Annotated in this window: 12 protein-coding genes; 7 read left to right on the forward strand and 5 right to left on the reverse strand. The window is 65.8% G+C overall.

What is annotated here, in order from left to right:
• Positions 1-14 precede the first annotated feature (14 nt).
• The 7 genes from AUL28_RS01730 (at position 15) to AUL28_RS01760 (ending at position 6,441) form a co-directional block, all read left to right on the forward strand.
• A complete protein-coding gene (locus AUL28_RS01730) occupies positions 15-512 on the forward strand; it encodes a hypothetical protein (RefSeq protein ID WP_156419853.1) in 498 nt (165 codons plus the stop codon).
• A 117-nt stretch (positions 513-629) separates the two neighbouring features.
• Complete coding sequence (locus AUL28_RS01735) at positions 630-1,028, forward strand: AGROH133_08824 family phage infection protein (protein WP_062230452.1); 399 nt, start codon at positions 630-632, stop codon at positions 1,026-1,028.
• A gap of 209 nt (positions 1,029-1,237) precedes the next feature.
• Entirely contained in the window at positions 1,238-1,798 is a 561-nt protein-coding gene (locus AUL28_RS01740) for a F0F1 ATP synthase subunit delta (RefSeq protein ID WP_062230453.1), read from the forward strand.
• Positions 1,798-3,327, forward strand: a complete 1,530-nt coding sequence (gene atpA, locus AUL28_RS01745) for a F0F1 ATP synthase subunit alpha (RefSeq protein WP_058599476.1) — start codon at positions 1,798-1,800, stop codon at positions 3,325-3,327. Before AUL28_RS01740 ends, atpA begins: the two co-directional genes overlap by 1 nt.
• Before the next feature lie 56 nt (positions 3,328-3,383).
• On the forward strand, positions 3,384-4,271 hold the full coding sequence (locus tag AUL28_RS01750; protein ID WP_058599477.1) for a F0F1 ATP synthase subunit gamma: 888 nt from the start codon (positions 3,384-3,386) through the stop codon (positions 4,269-4,271).
• A gap of 108 nt (positions 4,272-4,379) precedes the next feature.
• Positions 4,380-5,831 (forward strand): F0F1 ATP synthase subunit beta, encoded by a 1,452-nt coding sequence (gene atpD / locus AUL28_RS01755; RefSeq protein WP_058636687.1) that lies wholly within the window; start codon positions 4,380-4,382, stop codon positions 5,829-5,831.
• Between the two features lie 208 nt (positions 5,832-6,039).
• Positions 6,040-6,441 carry a F0F1 ATP synthase subunit epsilon gene (locus AUL28_RS01760; protein ID WP_062230454.1) on the forward strand — a complete coding sequence of 134 codons (402 nt, stop codon included), beginning with the start codon at positions 6,040-6,042 and terminating at the stop codon, positions 6,439-6,441.
• 216 nt (positions 6,442-6,657) lie between these two features.
• On the opposite strand, the gene AUL28_RS01765 is transcribed toward AUL28_RS01760, so the two are convergent.
• The 5 genes from AUL28_RS01765 to AUL28_RS01785 all read right to left on the reverse strand — a co-directional run bounded on the left by AUL28_RS01765 (position 6,658) and on the right by AUL28_RS01785 (position 12,039).
• A complete protein-coding gene (locus AUL28_RS01765) occupies positions 6,658-7,176 on the reverse strand; it encodes a GNAT family N-acetyltransferase (RefSeq protein WP_058636690.1) in 519 nt (172 codons plus the stop codon).
• Entirely contained in the window at positions 7,176-7,691 is a 516-nt protein-coding gene (locus tag AUL28_RS01770; RefSeq protein ID WP_082640172.1) for an RNA pyrophosphohydrolase, read from the reverse strand. The genes AUL28_RS01765 and AUL28_RS01770 overlap by 1 nt, the downstream gene beginning before the upstream one ends.
• Positions 7,692-7,827: 136 nt before the next feature.
• Complete coding sequence (locus tag AUL28_RS01775) at positions 7,828-9,000, reverse strand: divergent polysaccharide deacetylase family protein (protein WP_062230456.1); 1,173 nt, start codon at positions 8,998-9,000, stop codon at positions 7,828-7,830.
• Between the two features lie 143 nt (positions 9,001-9,143).
• Positions 9,144-10,514 carry a S41 family peptidase gene (locus tag AUL28_RS01780; protein WP_058599481.1) on the reverse strand — a complete coding sequence of 457 codons (1,371 nt, stop codon included), beginning with the start codon at positions 10,512-10,514 and terminating at the stop codon, positions 9,144-9,146.
• Positions 10,504-12,039, reverse strand: coding sequence for a murein hydrolase activator EnvC family protein (locus tag AUL28_RS01785; protein ID WP_156419854.1), 1,536 nt, complete (start codon positions 12,037-12,039; stop codon positions 10,504-10,506). The genes AUL28_RS01780 and AUL28_RS01785 overlap by 11 nt, the downstream gene beginning before the upstream one ends.
• Positions 12,040-12,110 lie beyond the last annotated feature (71 nt).

Below are 12,110 nucleotides of genomic sequence, written 5' to 3' on the forward strand. Positions count from 1 at the left end.
AAGGGAGGCGGATGATGCGGGCACGGATGGGGCATGTGCGGCGCGCGGGCTGGGCGATCGCGTTGGGCTGGGCCTGTCTCGGCCCCGTGCAGGCCGCCGGGCTCGATACCCCGCCTTCCGATACGATCCTCTGGCCTCAGCCGCCCGCGCGCTGCCTCTTCTTCACGCCGGACGAGCAGACCGCCTTCCGGGCGGACGATCCCGCCACCTGGCGCTTTCGTCTCATGACCATGGCAGCGGCAAAGCGCGGCGAATCAGCCGAGCCGCCCGAGCGCGGCTATGTCATGAAGGACGGCTTGCTTCGCGAGCTGGAAAAGCTGCGCAGCGGGCCGGATGGCGAGGGCGCGAGCGTCACGGTCTGGCGTTCGGCCGGCGAGCCTCGCCTCAACATCACCATGACCCTGCGCCCCGCCGGCTCCGAGAAGGGCCGCAACCGTTTCACCGGCACGCTGGCGACCACGCGCGGCGAGGGGCGCGAGACGATCGACATCATCGGCTCCTGCGCCCAGTAACAGCGGCAGACGCGAGGCAGGGGAAAGCCATAGGGCACCTTGACCTTTCGTACCGTCTCGCCTCCTTGCGTCTGAAGACGCTCCTCCCCTTGATCACCTTTTCGCGAGCCTTTGCCCATGTCCCTCGAGCTTCCGACCAATTTGCCGGACCTTCTGCCCTTCATCGCGGCCTGCGTTTCCGTGCTTTACGGCCTCTTCGCCATGTTCGCGCCCCGCCTCTTTCTGCGTGCGCATGGGCTGGAAACCAGCGAGGCGAGGCGCACGGGGCTGGCCGAGGTGCGGGGCACGATTGCCGGCTTTCCGCTGGGCCTGGGCGTGGCGCTCCTGACGCTCGGCTCCTACCAGACGTTGATCCAGATGGCTCTGGGCGCGGCCTGGCTCTTCGTCGCCTTCGGGCGGCTGGTGTCGATTCTCTCCGATCAGGGCGCGACGCTCCTGAACTGGACGCTGTTCCTGTCCAACCTCGCGCTGGCCTTCCTGTGTCTGGCACCCGCGCTCGGCCTCGTCTCGGCCTGAGCACCCGGAGGCAAGCCGCTTAACAACATCGGAAAATGGGCGCGAAAGCTCCATTGTCGTCCCCGGATCGCTGTGTTAGACGACCTTCATTCCGGCGCGGCGGGGTCTTTGTTCCCATCCGTCGCCATTTTTTTGACCCGTTTCCAGGTGTCGCGCTCGGCTCTTCCCGCGAGGCGCCTCGAACCAGACGTGAAGAGAAGCGCTCGTCCGTGGCCACATCATCCTCCCCGGTTTCCGGGGTCGCAGAACGCTACGCCCAGTCCCTCTTCGAGCTCGCGCGCGACGAGGGTTCGCTCGAGACGACCGAACAGGAACTGGTTCAGTTCCAGTCTTTGATCGATGAGAGTGCGGACTTCCGCCGTTTGGTCGAAAGCCCGGCTTTCACCTCGGATGAGCAGCTGCGCGCGATCGGCGCGATCGTCGCCGCTGTCGGACCCAGCGTACTGGTTGGAAATTTCCTGAAGGTTGTGGCGAGCAATCGTCGCCTCTTCGCTCTCCCGTCCATCGTCCGGGGCTTCCGGCAGATGGCCGCCGCCCATCGCGGCGAGGTCGAGGCCGAAGTGGTCAGCGCCCACGCCCTGAACGACGAGCAGCGCCGCGAACTGGCGAGCGCGCTCGGTGCCTATACCCAAAAGACGGTGACGATGCGCGAAAGCGTCGATCCCGCGTTGCTTGGCGGCCTTGTGGTCCGCATCGGTTCGCGTCAGATCGACACCTCGCTTCGCACCAAACTCTCATCCCTTAAGCTTGCGCTGAAAGAGGTCGGCTGATGGACATCCGGGCCGCGGAAATTTCCGCAATCCTCAAGAACCAGATCAAGAACTTCGGCAGCGAGGCGGAAGTCTCCGAGGTCGGTACGGTTCTGTCCGTCGGTGACGGTATCGCTCGTGTCTACGGCCTCGACAAGTGCCAGGCCGGCGAGATGGTCGAGTTCCCCGGCGGCGTGCGTGGCATGGCGCTGAACCTCGAGTCCGACAATGTCGGCGTCGTGATCTTCGGCTCCGACCGCGACATCAAGGAAGGCGACACCGTTCGCCGCACCGGCGCGATCGTGGACGTTCCCGTCGGTAAGGGCCTGCTCGGCCGCGTCGTGGATGGTCTCGGCAATCCGATCGACGGCAAGGGTCCGATCGATGGTTTCGAGCGTCGTCGCGTCGACGTGAAGGCCCCTGGCATCATCCCGCGCAAGTCGGTGCACGAGCCCATGTCGACCGGCCTCAAGGCCATCGACGCTCTGATCCCGATCGGCCGTGGCCAGCGCGAGCTCGTCATCGGCGATCGTCAGACCGGCAAGACCGCCATTCTCCTCGACACGTTCCTGAATCAGAAGCCGGCGCATGACGCGGGCAACGAGAAGGACCGCCTCTACTGCATCTACGTTGCGATCGGCCAGAAGCGCTCGACCGTGGCGCAGTTCGTCCGCACGCTCGAAGAGCGCGGCGCCATGCAGTATTCGATCGTCGTCGCTGCGACCGCTTCGGACCCGGCTCCGATGCAGTACATCGCGCCCTTCGCGGGCTGCGCCATGGGCGAGTATTTCCGCGACAACGGCATGCATGCCGTGATCGCCTATGACGATCTGTCCAAGCAGGCCGTGTCCTACCGTCAGATGTCGCTGCTTCTGCGCCGTCCGCCGGGCCGCGAAGCCTATCCGGGCGACGTCTTCTACCTGCACTCGCGCCTCCTGGAGCGTGCGGCCAAGCTGAACGACGACATGGGCGCAGGCTCGCTGACCGCTCTCCCGGTCATCGAAACGCAGGCCAACGACGTGTCGGCCTATATTCCGACCAACGTGATCTCGATCACCGACGGCCAGATCTTCCTTGAGACCAACCTGTTCTACCAGGGCATCCGCCCCGCGGTGAACGTCGGTCTGTCCGTGTCGCGCGTCGGCTCTGCCGCGCAGATCAAGGCGATGAAGCAGGTGGCCGGCTCGATCAAGGGCGAACTCGCCCAGTATCGCGAAATGGCGGCCTTCGCGCAGTTCGGCTCCGATCTCGATGCCGCGACGCAGCGCCTTCTGAACCGTGGCGCGCGCCTGACCGAACTCCTGAAGCAGCCGCAATTCTCGCCGCTGAAGACGGAAGAGCAGGTCGCGGTGATCTTTGCCGGCACGCAGGGCTTCCTCGACAAGCTCAAGGTGACGGATGTCGGTCGCTTCGAAGAGGGCCTCCTCTCGATGCTGCGCACCGAGCACAAGTCGATCCTCGACACGATCGCGACCGAGAAGCAGCTGTCCGACGACACGCGCGGCAAGCTCAAGGCCGCTCTGGAACAGTACGCGAAGTCCTTCGCCTGAGGCGAGGGATTCTCGCCTGAGATCGGCCAAAGCCGGATAGGAGACGCACCAGACCCATGGCTTCGCTCAAGGATCTGAGAAACCGCATCGCCTCGGTGAAGGCGACGCAGAAGATCACCAAGGCCATGCAGATGGTCGCGGCGGCCAAGCTCCGCCGCGCCCAGGATGCGGCCGAGGCGGCGCGTCCCTATTCCGAGCGGATCGCGTCGGTGATGCGCAACATCGCGGGCGCGATGGAAGGCGGCGAGAACGTCTCGCCGCTGATGGCCGGCACCGGCAAGGACGACACGCATCTGCTGGTCGTCTTCACGAGCGATCGCGGCCTGTGCGGCGGCTTCAACGCCCAGATCGTGCGTCTGGTGCGCGAGCATGTTCGCCGTCTCGAGGCGGCCGGCAAGGTGGTGAAGATCATCTCCGTCGGCAAGAAGGGCACGGACATCATGCGCCGTGACTTCGGCTCGAAGATCGTGGCGCGTCTCGACCATAGCGGCCATCGCACGGCGAATTTCGCCGAGGCCGAGGCCGTGGCCGACATGGTCTCGGACATGTTCGCCAAGGGCGAGTTCGACGTCGCGACGATCTTCTTCTCGGCCTTCGAGAACGTCATCACGCAGCGCCCGACCGCCCAGCGCATCATTCCCGCCGATGTCGAGACGGCCGAGGATGCGGCCCCGGCTGCCAAGGGCGGCGCGCTCTATGAGTACGAGCCGGAGCCCGAGGCGATCCTCGCCGATCTCATTCCGCGCAACATCAAGGTTCAGATCTTCCGCGCTCTTCTGGAGAACGCGGCATCCGAACAGGGTGCGCGTATGAGCGCGATGGACAACGCCACGCGCAATGCCGGCGACATGATCAACAAGCTCTCGATCTCGTACAACCGTCAGCGCCAGGCGCAGATCACGACGGAACTCATCGAGATCATCGCGGGCGCCGAGGCGCTTTAATCGATTTCGGTCGGTTCCGCTGGCGGAGCCGACCAATCTCATCAGACGACGGACGCGGGAGGCGAAGACGCCGGACGCGCCGACACCCAAATTCGAGAGGAGGCCGTGATGGCTGACACATTGGATCGGAACGGCTCGATGGGCCGGGTTGCCCAGGTCATCGGCGCCGTCGTCGACGTCGAGTTCGACGGCAATCTGCCGGAAATCCTGAACGCGCTCGAGACGGACAATAACGGCAACCGCCTCGTCCTCGAAGTCGCGCAGCATCTGGGCGAGAACACCGTCCGCACCATCGCCATGGACCTGACCGAAGGTCTGGTGCGCGGCCAGCCTGTAACCGACACCGGCGGCCCGATCCAGGTTCCGGTCGGCGACGGCACGCTCGGCCGCATCATGAACGTCATCGGAGAGCCGATCGACGAAGTCGGCCCGATCGAATACACGCAGAAGCGCGGCATCCACCAGCCGGCTCCTCCCTATGTCGAGCAGAATCCCGAGTCGCAGATCCTCGTGACGGGCATCAAGGTCATCGACCTGCTCGCCCCCTACGCGCGCGGTGGTAAGATCGGCCTGTTCGGCGGCGCCGGCGTCGGCAAGACGGTTCTCATTCAGGAACTGATCAACAACGTCGCGAAGGCGCATGGCGGTTACTCCGTGTTCGCCGGCGTCGGCGAGCGCACCCGCGAGGGCAACGATCTCTATCACGAGATGATCGAGTCCGGCGTGAACAAGGACCCGCATGAGAACGGCGGCTCTACCGCCGGCTCCAAGGCGGCCCTCGTTTACGGCCAGATGAACGAGCCTCCTGGCGCGCGCGCCCGCGTCGCACTGACCGGCCTCACCATCGCGGAAAACTTCCGCGACCAGGGCCAGGACGTGCTCTTCTTCGTCGACAACATTTTCCGCTTCACCCAGGCGGGTTCGGAAGTGTCGGCGCTTCTCGGCCGTATTCCTTCGGCGGTGGGCTATCAGCCGACCCTGGCGACCGACATGGGCGCCATGCAGGAGCGCATCACCACGACCACCAAGGGTTCGATCACCTCGGTGCAGGCCATCTACGTGCCGGCCGACGACTTGACCGACCCGGCACCGGCCACCTCCTTCGCCCACTTGGACGCGACGACGGTTCTCAACCGCGCCATCTCCGAAAAGGGCATCTACCCGGCGGTGGACCCGCTGGACTCCACGTCGCGTATGCTTTCGCCGATGATCATCGGTGAGGTCCATTACGACACGGCTCGTAAGGTCCAGCAGATCCTGCAGAAGTACAAGTCATTGCAGGACATCATCGCCATTCTCGGCATGGACGAACTGTCCGAAGAGGACAAGCTGACGGTGGCGCGCGCCCGCAAGATCGAGCGCTTCCTGTCGCAGCCCTTCTTCGTCGCTGAAGTCTTCACCGGCTCGCCGGGCCAGCTGGTTCCGCTGGAAGACACGATCCGCTCGTTCAAGGGCCTCGTGGAAGGCGAATACGACCACCTTCCGGAAGCCGCCTTCTACATGGTCGGCTCCATCGATCAGGCGATCGAGAAGGCCCAGAAGCTCGCCGCCCAGGCCTGAGCCCAGATCGGCTCTGGCTGCATGTGATGCCAAGGCGCGGCGGATTTGGGTCCGCCGCTTCCAATCGAAGCAGAGCCGTTTCAACGGCATGGCTTTGAGCTTCGCGTCCATGTGGTGGCGCGAACCACTTATCGGATAGACGGCGCCTTCGTTCGGGTCGGCGCCACCCAGTTGCCCCCTCTGCGGGAGCGTGGAAGGCAGGACCATCGTGGCTAGCGGTTTCAAATTCGAACTGGTGTCCCCCGAGCGTCTGCTCCTGTCGGAGCAGGTCACGTCGGTTCGCGCGCCCGGCGTTGAAGGCTATTTCACCATCATGGCCGGCCACGCGCCGCTGATGACGACGCTGAAGCCCGGCATGGTGGACGCGCAGCTGGCCTCGGGCGGCACCAAGCGCATCTACGTGCAGGGTGGCTTCGCCGACATCGGCCCGGACAGCTTCACGCTTCTGGCCGAGCACGCGACCCCCGCCGAGGAGATGAAGTCGGGCGAGTTCGATCGTCAGATCAGCGAACTCGAGACCACTCTGTCGACCGTTGCCGACAATGACGATGCCCGCGCCCGCACGGAGCAGCGTTTGGCTGACCTGCGCAACGCGCGCGTCGAGCTCTGAGAAGCTCACTGTCGGACTCCTGAAAAAGCCCAGCCTTTCGGCTGGGCTTTTGTCGTTCAGGACCCCTAAATAACCTTCGACGTGTCTGGTGTCGGTCTGTGCTGGAAGCCTCGTCTCGAGCGTAGGCAAGCGGGCGTCAAACGCGGGAATCGCCAGCGCTCGCGTCGACTGTCGCGCGGAACGGCGCTGGCGCGTTGCCAACGCCGTATCTGGATCTCAGATAATGTCCTCGCCGCCGAAGGCGCTCGGATAGCGCAGGATGCCGCTCCAGCCATCGAGGGCCTGAGGCACGAGTTCGAGAGCTTGGAAGTGCGGTCCAGCCCAAGGCACGGCCGCGCCCCGCGCCAGCCGCGCTTCGAAGCCAAGGCGGCCATAGAAGGCCGGGTCGCCGAGCACGAAGACGGAGCGCCAGCCCGCTTCGCGAGCGCGGCTAAGTCCGTAGCGAATCAGATGGCTGCCAATGCCCGAACCCTGCTGATCGGGCACCACCGCCACGGGGCCGAGGGCCAGTGCGCGATCCGCGCCGCGCAGCGCCGAAAACAGCGCATGGGCGACGAGATAATCTCCCTTGGCGGCGACGACGGAGAGAATCTCGTGCCCGTCATTGATGATGGCCTGAGGCAGACGCGCTTCCTCGTCGCGTCCGAAGGCGCTGGCATGGATCGTTTCGATCGCGGCCAATTCCCCGTCCTGCATGTCGCGGTAAACGACGGGGCCTTGCGAGGAGAAAGCCATCACTCGGCGCTTTCGAGGTGTCGGAACTCGGCGATCATGGCCTCATAGACCCCGCGCTTGAACGGCACGACGAGGTCCAGCGCCTCGTCCATCGTCTTCCAACCCCACTCATCGAACTCGGCGGTGTGACCACCGGGGGGCGGGTTGATCTGCACTTCGCTGTCCTCGCCGAGAAAGCGGAAGGCGAACCACATCTGCTTCTGGCCCCGGAACTTACCCTTCAGCGCGATGCCGACGAGTTCTTGTGGCAATTCGTAGGTCAACCAGTCCGAAGTCTGCGCCAGGAGCGACACGGAGCGGATGCCGGTTTCCTCGAACAGTTCGCGCTCGGCGGCGAGGCGCGGGTTCTCGTCCTCATCGATTCCGCCCTGCGGCATCTGCCACAGCTTCGACGCCCCGTCCATCTCGCCTTGGGGTTCCGCGATGCGCCGGCCCAGGAAGATTTTGTTCTCCCGGTTCAGCACCATGACGCCCACACAGGGGCGGTAGGGAAGAGTTTCGGGATCGACGGTCACGCAGCACCTCTCGAATCAGACGGGTGCGCCAAGCTACCGCAATGCGGTAGGAATCGGGAGATGGTTAATGGTTTCCAAAGGCGGGCCGGCTTGTTTCCCACCGGCCATCCGGCCATCGGCGAGGCGCCAGCGGCCGTCAGCCTCGCGCCTCGGGGTCATAGGCGAGCGCTGAGATCGGCACGATCTCGATCCCGCGCGCCTCGGCCTCCTTGGCCCAACGCGCGATGGAGGCGATCGTCGTGTCGAACGCGCTGGCCACGCCGATCGCCGTGCCCTTGGCGCGAGCGATTCGCTCCAGCGTGTCGAGCTGGCGCGCGATAGCATCGGACGTGCGGTCCTCGTCCAGCACCAGATCGGACGAGGCGAAGGGCGTGCTGCCAGCGACCGCAACATCGCGGCTGACCGATCGCGGCGACGTGCCGTCATCGAGATAGAGAAGCCCGCGCCGCGACAGCTCGCCGAGGAAGGGCTCCAGCGCACGCGGGTCGGAATTGAAGCGCGCGCCCATGAAGTTCATGACGCCCACGTAATTGGTGAGGCGACCCATGGCCCAGTGAAGCGCGTCGAAATTGCCGCTCTCGGCGCTCGCCACCGTCTGCGTGTGATCGCCCGGCGAGACCTGCGGATAGCCGAAGGGCTCCATCGGCGCTTGCAGAAGAAGCTCGTGCCCGTTGCGGCGTGCCGCCTGCATCCAGCGATCGAGGCTGTTGCCCGCCGCCGCGAAGGCGAGGGTGACGCCGGGTGGCAGGTTCTGGACCGCCTTCTGCGTACCCGTCTGGCTGATGCCGAGGCCGCCCACGACGATGGCTACCCGCGTGCCGCCTGCTCGTGCGGGTGCGCCGGCATAGACATCGAGTGGGCGGCGCCCGTCACCGGCCCGCACGGGCAGGCGACCGAAGGCGCTGCCTTCGAGCAGGGCGTCTTCGGGCAGATGGGCGAAGGACGGCGACTGGCGCAGCGATCCCGGTTCGAGAACGCGCACCGAGCCGGTCTGCACACTATCCAGCCCCTCGCTCTGGCGGATGACGCCGTCGCCGTCGGCGATCGTCACGCCGCCGCCTTCACTGGGACGAACGATCGTCGGACCTTTGGGGGCAGCGGGCGCTTCCACTTTCGCGACGATCGCCAGAGGGGCGGGCGCGGGGGGCGGAGCGAAATCGGGTTGGAGAAGCACGCTGGCGAGGGAGCCGCCGAGAAGCGCCGCGCCGGACAGGCCCAAAAGCACGCGCGAACGGATACGCCGCGCCAACGACGCATCCTTGGTCACCGTCCGGTCCAGCCCCAAAGGGCGATACAGCTCTTCGCGCATAAGCTCTTCTAGGATCTCAGGCTGGATTGGAGCTTTCAGGCGCTCGGGTATCGTGGCAGGCCGCGTGCGTTACCAAGATCGATACCAACGAAAAAGGCCCCGGCGCGGACGCTGAGGCCTTTCGATCGCTGTTGGAGCTTGGCTCAGTTCGCGACGGCGGCCGCGTTCTGCTTCGGCACGGCGGCCGAGTCCTGCTTGGGCGGGAAGGCCGGGTCCGTCTTGGAGCCGCGCAGGAGTTCCAGCGCGGTCTGAAGCTGGATGTCGTCCTTGGCGTCCGGCGGCACGTAATCGAGCGAGCCGGAGCCTTCCTTGTCCTCTTCCTTGCCCTGGATATGGCCGCGCAGCGACGACTCGCCCATCTTCAGGTCTTCGTCCGCGCCAAGGCCCATCTGCGCCTTGATTTCCTCGGGCAAGGGCTGTTCCACCACGATGTCCGGGCGGATGCCGCGACCCTGAATGGAGGAGCCCGACGGCGTGTAGTAGAGCGCGGTCGTCAGACGCAGCGCGCCGTTGGCACCCAGCGGAATGATGGTCTGGACCGAGCCCTTGCCGAAGGACCGCGTGCCGAGCACCGTGGCGCGGCGCTGATCCTGCAAGGCGCCGGCGACGATTTCCGAGGCCGAGGCCGAGCCGCCGTTGACGAGCACGATCAGCGGCTTGCCGTCGATATCGTCGCCCGGACGGGCGTTGTAGCGGCGCGTTTCCTCGGCGTTGCGGCCGCGCGTCGAGACGATCTCGCCGCTGTTGAGGAAGGCGTCGGACACGCTGACGGCTTCGTCCAGAAGACCGCCGGGATTGCGCCGGAGGTCGAGCACATAGCCCTTGAGCTTGTCGGCCGGGATCTTGGCCTTGATGTCCTTGATCGATTCTTCGAGGCCGGTCGTGGTCTGCTCGTTGAAGCGCAGGAGCTTGATATAACCGACATCGTTCTCGACCGTGTGGCGCACGGAGGGAACCTTGATCTCGGCGCGCTCCAGCGTCAGGCGCACGGGCTGGGCCGCGCCTTCGCGAACGATGGTGAGCTCGACCTTGGTGCCGATCTCGCCCTTCATCTTCTCGACGGCCTGCGCGAGGTTGAGGCCGCGCACCTGCTCGCCGTTGATCTCGGCGATCAGATCGCCGGCCAGGACGCCCGCCTTGTCGGCCGGTGTGCCTTCGAAGGGCGAGATGACCTTCACCAGCTCGTTCTCCATCGTGACCTCGATGCCGAGGCCGCCGAACTCGCCGCGCGTTTCCGTGCGCATGTCCGCCGCTTCCTTGGCGTTCATGTAGCTGGAATGGGGGTCGAGCGAGGTGAGCATCCCGTTGATGGCGGTCTCGATCAGCTTCTGATCGTCCGGCACATCGACATATTGCGCGCGCACGCGCTCGAACACGTCACCGAAGATCGCCAGCTGGCGATAGGTGTCCGAACCCGCCGCATTGGCGACGCCGCTATGCGGGCCGACGAACGCGGTCATGGCGGTGGCACCCAGAAGCGCTCCCGCGAAGAGAATGGAGAGCTTACGTATCATTCCTCGTCCTTCCAGATGATCCATCCGTCCACCAGGGATTCGGATCGACCGGTTTCCCGTCCTTGCGAAATTCCACGTAGAGCGAGGGTTCGGCACTCGACATGTCCGTTTTCGCGGCGCTCGCCACCCGCATCGCGCCCATGGTAGCCAGCGGCTCGCCCGCAAGCACGGACTGCCCGACCGCCACGTCGATACGGCCCATGCCGGCCAGAACGATATGATAGCCGTCGCCCGCGTCGAGGATCAAGAGCTGGCCATAGGAACGGAATGGAGCCGAGTAAAGAACCGTGGCATCGGCAGGAGCGGTCACCACGTCGCCGACACGCGCCGCGAAAGTGTCGCCCAAAGCCAGACGCCCGGTTCCATCATCCTGCCCGAACCGACCCGTTTCCCGGCCCGCGACCGGTTTGACGAGGCGCGATTTCATTGTCGAAAATGCGGCAGTGGGCGCAAGCCGCGTCATTTTGCGCCTGAGCTCGGCGATGTCGTAGGCTTTGCGGGCCGGGGCGGTGGGGCTCGCGTCTTCGCTGGGGGGCGGCTGCCCGGAAGCCTTGGCCTTATCCTCGGCTTGGCGGCGCGCTTCGTCCGCCGCGCGGCGCGCGAGTTCGGCGGCCAGCCGCTCGCGCTCTTCCACCTCTTTGGCGCGCTGCGTTTCCTGCTCCAGCGAGGCGACGAGTTCCTGCAGGCTGGTGGCCTGCGCGCCGAGTTCGGCGGCGCGACGCGTTTCCTCGCCGATCCGGCCTCGGCCTTCGGCTTCGAGCTTCTGCTTCTCGTCCATCAGGCGAGACAGGCGCTCTTCCTCTTCGCGGCTCTTGGCGAGCGCATCGGCAAAGCGTGTCTTTTCGTCGGAGAGCTGCGCGCGAACGGCCACCAGCCGCTCCAGATCCGTCTTCAGCGCCTCGGTCTGCGCGCGGATCTCGGGCACGACGGCCCCCAGGAGAATGGCGCTGCGCACCGAGCCCAAGGCATCGTCGGGCCGCACGAGAAGGGCGGGCGGCGGCTTGCGGCCCATGCGCTGGAGCGCGGCCAGAACCTCGGCGAGAACGCCGCGCCGCTCGCGCAGCGACAGCTTGATGCGGCCTTCCTCCTGGCCCAGACCCGCGATGCGGTCCTCGCTCTTGGTCAACTCGCCCGACAGGCGCTTTTGCTCGGCGGCCGACTCGATCAGGGCGGACCGAATGCGTTCGCGATCGGCCTTGATGGCGGCGACCTCGCGGTCGATCCGCTGGGCAGCTTCCTTGGACAGCGAGATTTCCGCGCTGATGCGCTTGAGATCGGCTTCGGTGCGCGCCCGCTCGGCGGCGAGCGCCTCGGCGCGCGAGCGGTTCGGGCTGGCTTCCGTGGTGGCCGCGATCTCGCCGTCGGCGGCGCGCGACAGGACGATCGAGCCGACGGGGGCTGGGTCGAGGTCTCGGTCGTCCCGCGACAGGGCGGGCTGGGCCGACGCGAGCGACAGGAGCGCGACCAGAGCCAAGCCGGAGGCCTGCTCGCGGACGAAGCGATGCGCGCTTCCTCTCGGTCTCATCTGTTCGCGCTTCGAATGTTCGCGCTTCGAAAGTTCGCGCTTCAAACGCAATCCGCCTTTGGCATCCCCAT

This window comes from Aureimonas sp. N4 (assembly GCF_001463925.1).
Lineage (GTDB): Bacteria > Pseudomonadota > Alphaproteobacteria > Rhizobiales > Rhizobiaceae > Aureimonas > Aureimonas ureilytica_A.

Bases quoted from the DNA above. Each gene is read 5' to 3' on its own strand.
- AUL28_RS01730 (WP_156419853.1), top strand. From the start codon at position 15: ATGCGGGCACGGATGGGGCATGTGCGGCGCGCGGGCTGGGCGATCGCG.
- AUL28_RS01735 (WP_062230452.1), top strand. From the start codon at position 630: ATGTCCCTCGAGCTTCCGACCAATTTGCCGGACCTTCTGCCCTTCATC.
- atpA (WP_058599476.1), top strand. From the start codon at position 1,798: ATGGACATCCGGGCCGCGGAAATTTCCGCAATCCTCAAGAACCAGATC.
- AUL28_RS01750 (WP_058599477.1), top strand. From the start codon at position 3,384: ATGGCTTCGCTCAAGGATCTGAGAAACCGCATCGCCTCGGTGAAGGCG.
- atpD (WP_058636687.1), top strand. From the start codon at position 4,380: ATGGCTGACACATTGGATCGGAACGGCTCGATGGGCCGGGTTGCCCAG.
- AUL28_RS01765 (WP_058636690.1), bottom strand. From the start codon at position 7,176: ATGGCTTTCTCCTCGCAAGGCCCCGTCGTTTACCGCGACATGCAGGAC.
- AUL28_RS01775 (WP_062230456.1), bottom strand. From the start codon at position 9,000: ATGCGCGAAGAGCTGTATCGCCCTTTGGGGCTGGACCGGACGGTGACC.
- AUL28_RS01780 (WP_058599481.1), bottom strand. From the start codon at position 10,514: ATGATACGTAAGCTCTCCATTCTCTTCGCGGGAGCGCTTCTGGGTGCC.
- AUL28_RS01785 (WP_156419854.1), bottom strand. From the start codon at position 12,039: ATGAGACCGAGAGGAAGCGCGCATCGCTTCGTCCGCGAGCAGGCCTCC.